Source organism: Actinosynnema sp. NPDC004786 (assembly GCF_053601135.1).
Map to the genome: position 1 here is coordinate 47444 of NZ_JBSGBG010000034.1, position 14561 is coordinate 62004.

A 14561-nucleotide genomic window follows, 5' to 3' on the forward strand; every position below is an offset into this window, starting at 1 on the left:
CGCGCAGCGCGGCGACGACGTCCTCGTACTTGGCCATCCGCTCCCCCAGTGCTCAGTCGCCGAGGCCGGCCCGCGCCAGCGCGATCAGCTCGTCCACGTCGAGGTCGTCCACGTCGGGCTCCTCGTCCGGGCGCAGCGCGGCCCGCAGGTGCTCGGCGAGGCGTTGCGGCGTCGGGTGGTCGAAGACGACCGTGGGCGTCAGCCGCACGCCCGCCGCCCGGCCGAGCCGGTCGCGCAGCTCCACCGACATGAGCGAGTCCAGGCCCAGTTCCCGGAACCCGCGCCGCACGTCCACGCCGGGGTGGTCGAGCACCCGCGCGACCTCGCGGCGCACCAGGTCGAGCGCGGCCCCGGCCAGTTCGGCGTCCGACATCGCGGCGGCGCGCTCGGCCAGCGTGACGCCGTCCCCGTCGGGTCGCCGACGCGCCCGCCGCGGCGCGGACCGCAGCGGCACGACGGTGGCGTTGTCCAGCTCCAGCACGGCGTCGAACAGCGCGAGGCCGTCCGCCGCGGGCAGCGGCGCCATGCCGAGCCGCGTCAGCCGGGCGGTGTCGGCGTCGGCCAGGCCGGCCGCCATGCCCACGCCCGCCCACGGCGCCCAGGCGATGGAGGTCGCCGCGAGGCCGTCGGCGGCGCGCTGCCGGGCGAGCGCGTCGAGGAAGGAGTTGGCCGCCGCGTAGTTGGCCTGACCGGCCGCGCCGAGCACGCCGGAGGCCGAGGAGAACAGCACGAACCCGGCCAGGTCCAGGTCGGCGGTCAGCTCGTGCAGCGTCCACGCGCCGTCCACCTTCGGCCGCAGCGCGGTGTCCAGGCGCTCGGGCGTCAGCGCGTCGACCGGGGCGTCGTCCAGGGTTCCGGCCAGGTGCACCACCGCGGTGAGCGGGTGCTCGGCGGGGATGCCGGCCAGCAGGGCGCGCACCGCGTCCGGGTCGGTCACGTCGCACTCCCGCCGGGAGACCGGCAGCACCCGCAGGCCGCGCTCCGCCAAGCGCCGGGTCACGAGCGCGCCCAGCCCGCCGGACGCGCCGGTGACCAGGACGGTTCCCCCGGGGTCCCAGGCGCGGCGGCGCGGGCGCGGCGTGATCGGGGCCAGGTGCGGGGCCAGCAGCGCGCCGTCGCGCAGGGCCAGGCGCGGCTCCCCGGTCGCGACGAACCCGGCCACCTCGTCGTCGGTGACGTCCCGGTCGGTCTCCAGCAGCACGAACCGGCCGGGGTGCTCGGTCTGCGCCGACCGCACCAGGCCCTGCGCGGCGGCGTGCGCCGGGCCGGCGCGGGTGACCAGGACCAGCGGTGACGTGTCGTCGGACGCGAGGCGCCGCCGCACGGCCGCCAGCGCGTCCGCCACGGCCGCGCGCACGGCGTCCGGCACGGGGCCTCCCGTCGCGGGGACGCGGTGGACGGCCACCGGCGTGACGCGGCCCGGGGCCGGGGCGGGCGACCACGCCACGTCGAGCAGGACGCCGGCGGCCGGGGGCAGCCGGTCGGGCAGTGCCCGCACCACGAGGGACCGGACGGACGCCACGGGCTCGCCGTGGACGTCGGCCAGCACGAGCGACACGGCGTCGTCGCCGAGCGGCGTGACGCGGGCCCGCACGGCGGCGACACCCGACCGGTGCAGCCGCACGCCGCTCCACGCGAACGGCAGGCGCGTCGTTTCGGCGGGCAGCGCGAGGCCGACGACGTGCAGGACCGAGTCCAGCACGACCGGGTGCAGGCCCGGTCCGGCCAACCCGTCGGGCAGCTCGACCTCGGCGAACACCTCGGCCCCGGCGCGGCGCGCCGCGCGCAGGCCCCGGAACGCGGGGCCGTAGTCGAAGCCCTGGTCGGCGAGCCGGTCGTAGAAGCCGTCGAGGTCCACCGGCTCGGCGTCGTCGGGCCAGGCCGGCGGCGCAGCGGTGTCGGGCACGTCGCCGAGGACGCCGGAGGCGTGCCGCGTCCACGGTCCGTCGCCGGCGCGGAAGTGCACCCGGAACGGCCGCGTGCCGTCGGGGTCCGGGCCGTCCACGGCGAGCTGCACCTCCACCGCGCCGTCGGCCGGCAGCGCGAGCGGCGTTTCGAGGGTCAGCTCGGCCACGCCCGCGACGCCGACCTCGGCGGCGGCCCCGAGCGCGAGGTCCACCACGGCGGCGGCCGGGAGGACGACCGTGCCGCGGATCGCGTGGTCGGCCAGCCAGGGGCGTTGCCGCGTGGACAGCGCCGCGGTGCGCACCAGGCCGCCGGTGGCCAGCGGGACGGACGGGCCGAACAGCGGCCGCCGGTCCGCGGCCCAGTGGCGGCGGTGCTCGAACGGATAGGTGGGCAGGCCGACCGGGCGCGGCGCGAACGGCGCGTGCACGGCGGCCCAGTCCACGTCGTGGCCGCCCGCCCACAGCCGGGCCGCGGCCGTGGTCGCGGTCGTCACCTCCGACCGGCCCCGGCGGACCACCGGCACGAACTCGACCGCCTCGCCGGGCAGGCAGTCGCGGCCGAGCGCGGTGAGCACCGCGTCCGGGCCGATCTCCAGGAACGTCGTCACGCCCGCGTCCCGCAGCCCGGTGACCGCGTCGGCGAACCGGACGGGCGCGCCGACGTGCCGCACCCAGTAGTCGGCGTCCCGGGCGCCGGGCGGCAGGATCGGCACCGCGGGCTCGTGGAACGCCAGCCGTTCGGCGACGCGGCGGAAGTCGGCGAGCACCGGGTCCATCAGCGGCGAGTGGAACGCGTGGCTCACCCGCAGCCGACGCGCGCCGGGGAACGCCCCGGCCACCCGCAGCACGGCCCGTTCGTCGCCGGAGATCACCGTGGCCGCCGGTCCGTTGACGGCGGCGATCGCGACGCCCGCCGGCAGCGCGGCCGCCACGTCCGCCTCCGCCGCCGGGATCGACACCATCGCGCCGCCCGCCGGCAGCGCGCCCATGAGCCGGCCGCGCGCGGCCACGAGGGTGGCGGCGTCGGCCAGCGACAGCACCCCCGCGACGTGCGCGGCGGCCAGCTCGCCCAGCGAGTGCCCGGCCACGTGGTCGGGCGTGATGCCCCACGACTCCAGCAGCCGGCACAGCGCGACCTCGAACGCGAACAGGGCGGGCTGCGCGAGCGCGGTGTCGTCGAACGACCCGGCCGACAGCAGCGGGCGGTCGAGCCCGGCGTCCACCGCGCGGACCGCCGCGTCGAACGCCTCGGCGAAGACCGGGAACCGGGCGTGCAGCTCGCGGCCCATGTCCCGGCGCTGGCTGCCCTGGCCGGTGAACAGGAACGCGACCCCGCCGGGGGGCGCGGGCCGCTCGCCCGGGACCGCGCGGTGCGCCATCGGCGTGCGGCGGGCCAGCGTGGCGGCCACGTCGACCCGGCGCGGCCGGTGGGTCAGCACGAACCGCTCGACGCGCTCCACCTGGGCGGCGAGGGCCCGCGGCGTGCGGGCGGACAGGACCAGCGGCAGGTCCGCGTCGTCCTCGGCCGGCGGGGGCTCGGGGACCTCTTCGAGGATGGCGTGCGCGTTGGTGCCGCTGATGCCGAACGACGACACGGCGGCGCGGCGGGGCCGGGTCACGGCGGGCCAGGGGCGCGGTTCGGTCAGCAGCGCCACGTCGCCGGCGGTCCAGTCCACCTTGGACGACGGCGCGTCCACGTGCAGGGTCTTCGGCAGCAGGCCGTGGCGCAGGGACAGCACCGACTTGATCACGCCCACCACGCCGGCGGCGGCCTGCGTGTGGCCGATGTTCGACTTGACCGACCCGAGCCACAGCGGTTCCGCGCGGTCCCGGCCGTAGGTGGCGAGCAGGGCCTGGGCCTCGATCGGGTCGCCCAGCCGGGTGCCGGTGCCGTGCGCCTCCACCGCGTCCACTTCGGACGGTCGCAGGCCGGCGTCGGCCAGGGCGGCGCGGATGACCCGTTGCTGCGCGGGCCCGTTGGGCGCGGTGAGGCCGTTGGACGCGCCGTCGGAGTTGACCGCCGTGCCGCGGACGACGGCCAGCACCGCGCGGCCGTTGCGGCGGGCGTCGGACAACCGTTCCACCAGGACCACGCCCACGCCCTCGGCCCACCCGGTGCCGTCGGCGGCCTCGGCGAAGGACTTGCAGCGGCCGTCGGCGGACAGCCCGCCCTGCCGGGAGAACTCCACGAACGTGGCCGGCGACGCCAGCACCGCCACCCCGCCCGCGACCGCGAGCGAGCACTCGCCCGCGCGCAGCGACCGCACCGCCAGGTGCAGGGCCACCAGCGACGACGAGCAGGCGGTGTCCACGCTGAGGGCCGGGCCCTCCAGGCCGAGCGCGTGGGCGACGCGACCGGACACGACGCTCGCCGCGCCGCCGGTCATCCGGAAGCCCTCGTCGCCCCCGTCGTAGTCGTCGTCCATGACGCCCACGAAGACGCCGGTGTCGCTGCCGCGCAACGTCCGCGGGTCGATCCCGGCGCGTTCGAACACCTCCCACGAGGTCTCCAGGAACAGCCGCTGCCGGGGGTCCATGGCCACGGCCTCGCGCGGGGAGATGTCGAAGAAGGCGGCGTCGAACCCGGCGACGTCGGTCAGGAAGCCGCCGTGCCGGGTGGTCGAGGTGCCGGGCCCGTCGGGGGCGGCCAGCGCGTCGAGGTCCCAGCCGCGGTCGGTGGGGAACGGGCCGACGGCGTCGCCGCCGGATTCGAGCAGCGCCCAGAAGTCCTCGGGCGAGGAGATGCCGCCGGGCAGCCGCACGCTCATGCCGACGATGGCGATCGGGTCGTCGGTGGGTTCGTCGGCGGGGTGGTCGGCAGTGGGTCGAGGGCGGGCATGGGCGGGGTCGCTGCCGGAGCCGTCGGCGGCGGCTCGGGGGCGGGCCTCGGCTTCGGCGGGATCGTCGGTGACGCGTCGGGGATGGGTGTCGCCCCGTTCGGCGCGCGCCCACCGGGCCACCGCGTCCGGCGTCGGGTGGTCGAACACCAGGGTGGCGGGCACCCGCAGGCCGGTGGCGCGGGCGAGCCGGTCGCCCAGTTCCACCCCCATCACGGAGTCGAAGCCCAGCGACCGGAACGTGCGGTCGCGCTCCACCGACCCCGGGTCCGCGCCCAGCACGGCGGCGACCTCCGCGCGGACGAGGGCGTCCACGTCGGCGGGCGGCGCGGGCGAGGGCTCGGCCGCGACCTCGCCGTGCCAGTGGCGTCGCCGCTGGAACGGGTAGGTGGGCAGCGGCACGCGCCGCCCGGTCCACCCGAAGTCGACCGCGACGCCCCGGGCGTGCAGCCCGGCCAGGGCGGGGCGGACGTCGTCGCCGGTGGCGATGAACGCCGAGGTCGGCTCGGCGGCGCAGGCACGGCCCAGCACGGCGAGCGTGGCGGCGGGCCCCAGCTCCAGGAACGTGCGGACGCCCGCCCCCTCCAGCCACCGCACGCTGTCGTGGAACCGCACGGCCTCGCGGGCGTGCCGCGCCCAGTGGTCGGCGTCGATGCGCTCGACGGGCCGGCCGGTCAGGTTGGACACGACCGACAGGCGCGGCGCGTGGTGGGTCAGGCCGCGCGCGACCTCGCGGAACTCGTCCAGCACCGGCTCGACCAGCGCGGAGTGGAAGGCGTGGCGCACGTCGAGCCGCCGCGTGCGCTCGAACTTCGCGGCCACCTCCCGCACCGCCCCCGCCTCCCCGGAGATCACCGTGGACGTCGGGCCGTTCACCGCGGCGATCGAGACGCCGGCCACCAGCGCCGCCCGCACGTCGGCCTCGCGGGCGTGCACCGACACCATCGCGCCGGCGGGCAGGCCCCGCATCAGCCGGCCGCGGGCGGCGACCAGCGCGGCGGCGTCGGGCAGGTCCAGCACGCCCGCGACGTGCGCCGCGACCAGCTCGCCGACCGAGTGGCCCAGCACGTGGTCCGGGGTGACGCCGAAGCTCTCCACGAGCCGGTACAGGGCCACCTCGACCGCGAACAGCGACGCCTGGGTGAGGTCCGTGCGCGCCAGCAGTTCCTCGTCACCGTCGAAGACCGCGGCCTTCAACGACCGCCCGAGGTGACCGTCCAGCTCCGCGCACACCGCGTCGAACGCCTCGGCGAACACCGGGAACCCCGCGTGCAACGCGCGCCCCATGCCGACCCGCTGGCTGCCCTGACCGGTGAACAGGACCGCCAGTCCTTCGTCCACGACCGGCCGCCAACCGGTGACGTCGAAGTCGCGCAGCTCCGCCAGGCGCTCGACCCAGGCCACGGCCCGGTACTCGAACGCGGTGCGCGTGGTGGCCGACGAGTACGCCACGTCCGCGATCGGGTCGGTCAGCTCGGCGAGGCGCGCCGCCTGCGCGGCCAACGCCTCACGCGACCGCGCCGACAACGGCACGGCCACCGGCCCGGGCCGGCCGGCGCTCCCCTCGGCGACGCCCGCACCGGCACCCGATCCGGCGGTGCCCGCCCGAGCAGCGCCCCACCCGGCGGTGGCCGCCCGAGCCGCATCCGACCCGGCGGTGGCCGCTTCCTCCGCGGCACCGTCCCAGCCGGTCAGGACGACGTGCGCGTTCGTGCCGCCCATGCCGAACGAGCTGACCCCCGCCGTCGCCCTCGGCGGCAGCCCGCGCGGCGACGTGTTCACGACCAGCCGCAGCTCGTCCAGCGGGATGCCCGGGTTCGCCGCGGTGAAGTTCAGGGAGGCGGGCAGCAGCCGGTGGCGCAGCGCCAGCACCGCCTTGACCAGCCCCGCGACACCCGCCGCGCCCTCCAGGTGCCCGATGTTGGTCTTGACCGACCCCACCGGCAGCGGCTCCTCCCGGGAGCCGAACACCGCGCCCAGCGCCGCCGCCTCCACCGGGTCGCCGACCGGCGTGCCGGTGCCGTGCAGCTCCACGAACGCCACCGAAGCCGGGTCCACGCCGGCCCGCGCGTACGCCTCGCGCAGCACCCGTTCCTGGCTCGCGCGCGACGGCGCGGTGAGCGTCGTCCCGCCGCCGTCGTTGTTCACCGCGCTGCCCAGCAGGACGGCGTGCACGCGGTCGCCGTCGCGCTCCGCGTCGGCGAGCGGCTTGAGGACGACGACACCGCCGCCCTCCCCGCGCACGTAGCCGTTGGCGCGGGCGTCGAAGGTGTGGCTGCGGCCGTCCGGCGAGAGCACGCCGAGCCGCCGGTTCACCTCGAAGGTGTCCGGGTGCAGGGCCAGGTTCACGCCGCCGGCCAGCGCGAGCGGCACCTCGCCGCGGCGCACCGCCTCCGCCGCCAGGTGCACCGCGACCAGCGACGACGACTGGCCCGAGTCCACCACCAGCGACGGGCCGCCCAGGCCGAGCAGGTAGGACACCCGGTTGGCGATCATGCCCCGGCTGCCGCCGGTCGCGGTGTGCCGGGTGATGCCCACGCCGAGGCGGGCGTAGTCGTCCCAGATCGCACCCAGGTAGACGCCCGCGTCGGCGGCGGACGCCGGCACGATCCCCGCGTCCTCCAACGCCTCCCACGCCAGTTCCAGCGCGAGGCGCTGCTGCGGGTCCACGGCCGCCGCCTCGCGCGGCGGGATGCCGAAGAACGCGGCGTCGAACCGGTCGACGTCGGGCAGGAAGCCGGCGCGCAGCGTCGCGGGCAGGTCGCGGCCGGCGGGCGGCGCGCCGACGGCGTCCATCCCGTCGCGCAGCAGGCGCCAGTAGGCGGCCGGGTCGGGCGCGCCGGGCAGCCGGCAGGCGATCCCGACGACGGCGACCGCGCCCGGTGCGGCGGCGCTCACCGCTCCCCGAAGCCGCGCAGCGGGCTGACCCGGTCCTCGCCGATCCGGGCGCGCAGCCCGGGGTCGGTCACGCCCAGGCCGGGTTCGGGCGCGAGGCACAGCACGCCCACCTTCCCGATGTGCCGGTTGGCCTGCACCGCGCGGGTGGCCTCGGCGACGTCGGACAGCCGGTGCACGGCGGACAGGGTCGGCGCGACGTGCCCGAGGCCGATGAGCCGGTTGGCCTCCCACTGCTCCTGGAGGTTGGCCGCGTGGCTGCCGATGATCCGCTTGAGCTTCATCCACAGGTACCGGTTGTCGTACTCGTGGTGGTAGCCGGTGCTGGAGCCGCAGGTGACCACCACGCCGCCGCGCCGCACGACGAACAGCGAGACGCCGAACGTGGCCCGGCCGACGTGCTCGAACACGATGTCCGCGTCCCGGCCGGTCCGCTCGCGGATGACCCGGCCGAGCCGCTTGCCCACCTCGATGACCCGCGCGGGGTCGTCCGCGACGTCGTCGGTGAGCCCGAACTCCGACCGGTCGAGCACGATCTCGCAGCCGAGCGCGCGGGCCGCCTCGGCCTTGTGCGCGGAGCCGACGATCCCGACCGGGATGCCGCCGCCGTTGCGGACGAACTGCACGGCGTACCCGCCGAGCCCGCCCGCCGCGCCCCACACCAGCACGACGTCGCCCTGCTTCATGCGCGCGCCCCGGTCGCTCACCAGCATCCGGTAGGCGGTGCCCGCGCACAGCGGGTTGCTCGCGGCCTCCTCCCACGTCAGGTGCGCGGGCTTGGGGACCAGCTGGCTGGCGCGCACCACGGTGTACTCGGCGAGGCCGCCGAAGTTCGTCTCGAACCCCCACGCCCGCTGCTCGTCGCCGAGCATCCCGTCGCCGTGGGTGGCGGCCTCCTGGTCGTCCACGTGCACCGGGCTGATGACCACGCGGTCGCCGACCCGCCACCGCCGCACACCCGCCCCGACCCGGACGACGACGCCCGCGCCGTCCGAGCCGACGACGTGGTGGGGCAGGTCGTGCCGCGCGGCCCACCCGCCCTGCCGGGCGTACTGGCGCAGGAACCGGAACGTGGGGATGGGCTCGAACATCGCCGACCACACGGTGTTGTAGTTGACGGCGCTGGCCATCACGGCGACCACGACCTCGTCCGGCGCGAGTTCGGGCATCGAAACCGGGCCGACGCGCAGCGACTTGCGCACGTCCTTGTCCTCGACCCCGCGGAACATGTCGACGTCCTCGACCCGGAGGTGCGCGGCGAGGTACTCCGCGGGCAGGGGGAGGCGCTCGATCTCGTCGGGCGCGGCGTCGGCGAGCACCGCTTCGGAGAGAGAACTCATGGTCGCCCCTTCGTCAGCCTCGTGCGGTCCGCCCCGAGCTAACCGGCGTCCCGCACGGCCGGGAGAGCCCCTGCATCCCCTGTCCGGGCGGGGTGCCCAGGGGTCGCCCGCGACCGGGACTAGGGGGTCGGTCGGGGTGGCCGCCCGCACGTCGTGCCTCCGCGGCGGTGGTCCCGCGTTCCGCGCACGACGGCCGGCCGCGATCCGTCCTCGGTGACCGGGCACTCGTGCGTCCCCGGCGGCGCTGCCACTCCGGACCGGCCCCGGCCGGCGGGGCCTCTGGTTCACGCCACCGGTCCGACCACCGGGTAACTTGCGGGTGGTGACCGACAACCCCACCCTCACCGACCTGGTCGAACAGTTCCTCGCGTGGCACTTCGACCGCAACCCGGGCAGTGCCGCGATGCTCGGCTCCCTCGCCCACGACCACACCCTCGGCGACTTCGGCGCCGACGCGTTCGCCGACTACGAGCGCGGCGCGGACGCCTGGCTCGACCGGTTCACCGCGGCCCGCGCGGACGACCTGCAGTCCTCGGTGGACCGCGACCTCCTGGTCTCCGTGCTGCGCGGCGTCCGGGCCAAGGCCGCCTGGCCCGCGTGGCGGCGCGACCCGTCCGTCTACACGGGCGCGGTGCTGTACCCGCTGTTCAGCGCGTTCCTCAACCGGCTGCGGCCGGAGGCGGAGCTGGTGGAGAGCGTGGTGCGGCGGCTGGGCGAGGTGCCCGCCGTGCTGGCCGCGTGCCGGGCGAACCTGGACCCGGGGCTGGCCGCGCCGCGGATCGTGCGCCGCGCCGCCGACCAGGCCCGCACCGGGCGGGCGTTCCTCACCGCCACGCTGCCCGCCGAGGTGTCCGACCCGGCGCTGCGGGCCCGGCTCGCCGAGGCCGCCGAACCGGCCGCGGAGGCGTTCGACGAGCTGGCCGCGTTCCTGGACGAGTTCGCCGGGCGCGCCGCGGGCGACTGGCGGATGGGCGAACAGCTGTACTCGACGCTGCTGCGCGACCAGGAGGTGCTGGGCTACGGCGCGGCCGAGCTGCACGAACGCGGCAAGGCCGCCTACGCCGAGCTGGAAGCCGAGATGCGCGAGCTGGCCGGCACGGACGACTGGCACGCGGTGATGGCGTCGTTCCAGGACGACCACCCGCCGACGCCGGAGGCGATGCGCGCCGAGTACGAGGCCGAGACGCGGCGGGCGCGGGCGTTCCTGGTCGAGCACGGCCTGGTGACGTTCGCCGAGGGCGAGGAGTGCCGGGTGGTGCCGTCGCCCGCGTTCCAGCGGCCGGTGCTGGCCGTGGCGTCGTACATGTCGCCGCCGCCGCTGACCGACCAGCGCACGGGCCACTTCTTCGTGCCGTTCCCGCCGGACGGGTTCACCGCCGAGCAGACCACCCAGCGGCTGCGCACCAACTCCCGCGCCCAGCTGGCCACGATCGCGGTGCACGAGGCGTACCCCGGCCACCACTGGCACCTGTCGTGGCTGGCCGCGCAGGACCGGCCGGTGCGCAAGGTGTTCCGCACGCCGTACTTCTCCGAGGGCTGGGCGCTGTACGCGGAGAAGCTGCTCCGCGAGCACGGCTACTTCTCCGCCGAGGTCGTCGGCGACGCCGCCAAGGCCCGCGCGCAGGAGCTGTCGCACGTCGAGGCGCGCCTGTTCCGGGCGGCGCGGATGATCGTGGACACCGCGCTGCACTGCGGCGACATGAGCGTCGAGGAGGCCGAGGAGTTCATGAGCACGAAGGCGTCGCTGACGCCCGGCACGGCGGTCGGCGAGGTCAGCCGGTACTGCGCCTGGCCGACGCAGGCGCCGTCCTACCTGACCGGGGCGCTGGAGATCGAACGCATCCGCGCCGAGCACACCGGGTCGCTGCGCGAGTTCCACGACACCATCGCGGGCGCCGGCGCGCTGCCGCTCGGCCTGGCCCGCAAGGTGGCTCTCGGCAGGTGAGACACACCGCCACCGCGGCGGCGGCGGGCGGAACAGGCCAACCGCCGCGGCGGTTGGCGTACTGACGTACGGACATCGCTACAGGAGGAACGACACATGCCGAAGGCAGTGGTGGTGCGCGCAACCGGCGGGCCGGAAGCGCTGGAGTTCGGCGACGTGGACGCGAAGTCGCCGGGACCGGGCGAGTTGCTGGTGGACGTGGCCGCGGCCGGGGTGAACTTCATCGACTGCTACCACCGCGAGGGCCGCTACCCGCTGGAGACGCCGTTCGGGCTGGGCCTGGAGGGCGCCGGCCGGGTCGCCGCGGTCGGGCCGGACGTCACCGGCTGGGCCGTGGGCGACCGGGTGGCGTGGGCGCAGACCCTCGGCAGCTACGCGGAGCAGGCCGTGGTGCCCGTCCGGGACGCGGTGCCGGTGCCCGACGGCGTGGACGACGACACCGCGGGCGCGCTGCTGCTGCAAGGGCTCACCGCCCACTACCTGGTGACGTCCACCTACCCGGTGCAGGAGGGCGACGCGGTGCTCGTGCACGCCGCCGCGGGGGGCGTGGGACTGCTGCTGGTGCAGCTGGCCAAGGCGCGCGGCGCGCGGGTGATCGGCACGGTGTCCACCGAGGCCAAGGCGGCGCTGGCGCGGGAGGCGGGCGCGGACGAGGTGATCCGGTACGACCAGGTGGCCGACTTCGCGCCCGCGGTGCGGGAGCTGACCGGCGGCGAGGGCGTCGCGGTCGCCTACGACGGCGTGGGCAAGACCACCTTCGACGGCAGCCTGGCGAGCCTGCGGCGGCGCGGCACGCTGGCGTTGTTCGGCGCGTCCAGCGGCGCGGTGCCGCCGTTCGACCCGATGCGGCTCAACCAGGCGGGCTCGGTGTTCCTCACCCGGCCGTCGCTGGCCGCGCACGTGGCCACCCGCGAGGAGCTGGAGTGGCGGGCGGGCGAGCTGTTCGCGGCCGTCGCGGACGGCAAGCTCACCGTGCGGGTCGGCGGCCGCTACCCGCTGGCCGACGCCCGGCGGGCGCACGAGGACCTGGAAGGCCGCCGCACCACCGGCAAGCTGCTGCTCGTCCCGTGAGCGCACGGCCGGGAGGGCGCCGCCCTCCCGGCCGGACCGGGGTCAGCCCCCGACCTTGACCGCGTCCACGACGAAGATCAGCGTCTCGCCGGGCTTGATCTCGCCCTGCCCGTTCGGGTAGCCCTTGTCGGACGGCACGACCAGCAGCCGGCGACCGCCCTCCTTCAGGCCGATCAGGCCCTCGTTCCAGCCCTGGATCACGCTGGCCTGGCCGATGTTGCGCAGCACGAACGGCTGCCCGCTGTCCCACGACGCCTCACGGGTCCGCTGGTCGCGGAACGTCGCCAGCACGTAGTGCAGCTCGGCGGTGGAGCCGGGCGTGATCTCCGCGCCCGTGCCCGGAATCAGGTCCTCGACGACCAGCCCGTCCTGCGGCGTGCAGCCGGTCGGGACGGTGATCGTCGGCTTCTCCCCCGCCGCGCCCGTCACCTGGTACTGCGTCACCTCGCACGGCGGGCCGCTCGGCTCGGGCAGGTCGGCCTCTGTGGGCTGCTCGGCCTCGGGCTGGGCGGCGGTGGCGGACGGGGTGTTGGTCAGGGTGGACGGCCGGTCGCTAGCGGTGCACGCGGTCAGCGCCAGACCGGCGGACAACAGGGAGACGAGAGCCAGGGCCGTACGGCCGACAGTACGCATGGTTGCCGAGCTTAAGGTTCAGCACCGCGCGACGCGCCGCGGCCCCACCGGCAGGCCCAACGGCGGTCACCGTGCGCTGCTGTCGATCTACGAAGTAATCCGCAATTGTGCACTAATTACCGCTACCGCCGTTGCGTACTCGCGCGTACAGTGACTGCGCGCACTTGATCGTGTACCGAAAGCATTCGGCCGTTCGAGTGCCCACCAAGGAGGTGACATCGTGTCCGCGGAGCCGAAGGGCGTCCGCAGCAACCTGTTACAGGAATTGTTCTGGACCCGAACCGGTCTGCTCCTGCTGACCCTCGTGGTCACCTCGGGGATCAGCCTGGCCATTTCCAGCACAATGGATCAAGGTGCCCTGCGCACGTTCCTGGTGTCGGTCGGGACCGGCACGTTGATCTCGGCCGTGGTCGGGTTCGGGCAGACGTTGATCACGAGTTCGGCGGCGCAGCGGGCGCTGGTGACGCCGGTCGTCGAGGAGAGCCGCAAGGCGTTGCGCGACCTCGCCGCCGAGTACCGTGCCCTGGACCGCGAGTTCTTCCCCACCCACGTGTTCGAGCCGACCGCCCGCCCCGACCCGGTGTTCAACCAGGTGATGATGCAGGACCTGGAGCGCACCCGGCTGTACGTGTTCCGCGGCTTCTCCGGCCGGTACGCGGCGGGCCGGTTGCTGCTGTCGCAGTCGGAGTGCGAGCTCAGGGCCGTGCTGGCCGACCCGCGCGACGACGACGCGATCAGCGGGCGCGCCCGCTACCTGCTGCGCCACGAGGGCTCCGACGGCGACTACGACTCGATCGCGGCCGGGCTGCGCGAGGAGATCTCGATCGGCCTGGTGGGGCTGTTCGCGGCCCGCGGCCGGTGCTCGCGGATCGACCTGACGATCGTGTCCGACCCGCCGCTGGACCGGCTGGAGCTGTTCGACGACAGCGCGTGGCTCACCCTCTACAGCAACACCAGCGCGGGCGTGGTGCGCCTGTACCCGCGCACGGTGCGGTTCTCGGAGGGCTCCTTCGTCTACGGGATGGAACGCGCCGAGTTCCTGCGCATCAGCAATTCCAAGGCAGGGCTGCACGTCGTCATCACCCCGCGCACCGGTCGGGCGGACTTCCGCGCCCTGTTCGAGGAGATCACCGGCGCACCGCTCACCGAGGAGCGGTTCCGGGAACTCGAGGAGAAGTTCCACCGATTCCGCAAAGAATTCTCCGCCTTCGCCCAGTTGGGGAGCTGATAAGTCGTGCTGACCGAGTCCACCGGGTTCTCCGCGCTCGCGGAACTCGCCACGCTCATCGCCGTGGCCGACCCCCCTGTCGTCGACCACTGGGGACACGTCGAGAGGCGTTTCCGGGAGTGGGCGGGCCGGCCCGGGCTGCGGGAGAGGCTGCGCGGGCACCTGCGCGCCCTCTCCCCGCAGGAGGAGATGCGCATGGTGGCCAGATCGAGGGAGACGACGACCCACTACGCGTGGTGCCTGCGGGACGAGCCCGCGGAGCCGTTCACGTTCTGGCTGCACGAGTACAAGCCGCAGCGGGACTGGCGCCAGGGCTACGCCGACTCCATCCACAACCACCGCTACCACTTCTGCACCATCATCCTGTCGGGCGGCTACCTGCACGAGCGGTTCACCGCGCGGGTGGCCGACGACGGTCGGGCGATCCTGTCGACCACCCTGCTGCGCAGCGCCGAGGCCCACGAGGGTGCCTCGGGCACGATGCTCGCGCACGAGTTCCACCGCATCCCGAAGGCCGCGGACGACACCATGACGTTCCTGGTCAAGTCGCGGGCGGTCAGCCCGTGGAGCCTCAGCTACGACCCCGACACCCGCACCAGCCACCGGCACGTGCCGGTCGAGGCGAGGTTGGAGGAGCTGACGAACACGCTGTAACCGGCGCCGAGGACCGCCGCGCCCGCCTACCATCGGCCCACCCGGCACGGG

Annotated in this window: 7 protein-coding genes; 4 read left to right on the forward strand and 3 right to left on the reverse strand. The window is 75.7% G+C overall.

Annotated features, from left to right (window positions below; all coding sequences use genetic code 11):
• Nucleotides 1-52: 52 nt before the first annotated feature.
• Together ACWEFJ_RS26655 and ccrA are read right to left on the reverse strand one after the other, a co-directional pair.
• Complete coding sequence (locus ACWEFJ_RS26655) at nucleotides 53-7642, reverse strand: type I polyketide synthase (RefSeq protein WP_449715404.1); 7590 nt, start codon at nucleotides 7640-7642, stop codon at nucleotides 53-55.
• Nucleotides 7639-8979: a crotonyl-CoA carboxylase/reductase gene (gene ccrA, locus ACWEFJ_RS26660; protein ID WP_449715405.1), complete on the reverse strand. Its 1341-nt coding sequence runs from the start codon at nucleotides 8977-8979 to the stop codon at nucleotides 7639-7641. The genes ACWEFJ_RS26655 and ccrA overlap by 4 nt, the downstream gene beginning before the upstream one ends.
• 322 nt (nucleotides 8980-9301) lie before the next feature.
• Here ccrA and ACWEFJ_RS26665 point away from each other — a divergent pair, with 322 nt between their 5' ends.
• Nucleotides 9302-10924: a DUF885 domain-containing protein gene (locus tag ACWEFJ_RS26665; protein WP_378084394.1), complete on the forward strand. Its 1623-nt coding sequence runs from the start codon at nucleotides 9302-9304 to the stop codon at nucleotides 10922-10924.
• Nucleotides 10925-11020: 96 nt separating this feature from the next.
• Nucleotides 11021-11995, forward strand: a complete 975-nt coding sequence (locus ACWEFJ_RS26670) for a quinone oxidoreductase family protein (RefSeq protein ID WP_378084396.1) — start codon at nucleotides 11021-11023, stop codon at nucleotides 11993-11995.
• Between the two features lie 42 nt (nucleotides 11996-12037).
• Here the strand turns inward: ACWEFJ_RS26670 and ACWEFJ_RS26675 are convergent, their stop codons facing one another.
• Nucleotides 12038-12628 carry an FKBP-type peptidyl-prolyl cis-trans isomerase gene (locus tag ACWEFJ_RS26675; protein WP_378084397.1) on the reverse strand — a complete coding sequence of 197 codons (591 nt, stop codon included), beginning with the start codon at nucleotides 12626-12628 and terminating at the stop codon, nucleotides 12038-12040.
• 220 nt (nucleotides 12629-12848) lie between these two features.
• Between ACWEFJ_RS26675 and ACWEFJ_RS26680 the strand changes: the two genes are divergently transcribed.
• Complete coding sequence (locus ACWEFJ_RS26680) at nucleotides 12849-13856, forward strand: hypothetical protein (protein ID WP_378084399.1); 1008 nt, start codon at nucleotides 12849-12851, stop codon at nucleotides 13854-13856.
• A gap of 6 nt (nucleotides 13857-13862) precedes the next feature.
• Nucleotides 13863-14510, forward strand: coding sequence for a hypothetical protein (locus ACWEFJ_RS26685; protein ID WP_378084401.1), 648 nt, complete (start codon nucleotides 13863-13865; stop codon nucleotides 14508-14510).
• Nucleotides 14511-14561 lie beyond the last annotated feature (51 nt).

Coding starts and splice junctions, on each gene's coding strand:
- ccrA (WP_449715405.1), bottom strand. CDS start 8,979: ATGAGTTCTCTCTCCGAAGCGGTGCTCGCCGACGCCGCGCCCGACGAG.
- ACWEFJ_RS26670 (WP_378084396.1), top strand. CDS start 11,021: ATGCCGAAGGCAGTGGTGGTGCGCGCAACCGGCGGGCCGGAAGCGCTG.
- ACWEFJ_RS26675 (WP_378084397.1), bottom strand. CDS start 12,628: ATGCGTACTGTCGGCCGTACGGCCCTGGCTCTCGTCTCCCTGTTGTCC.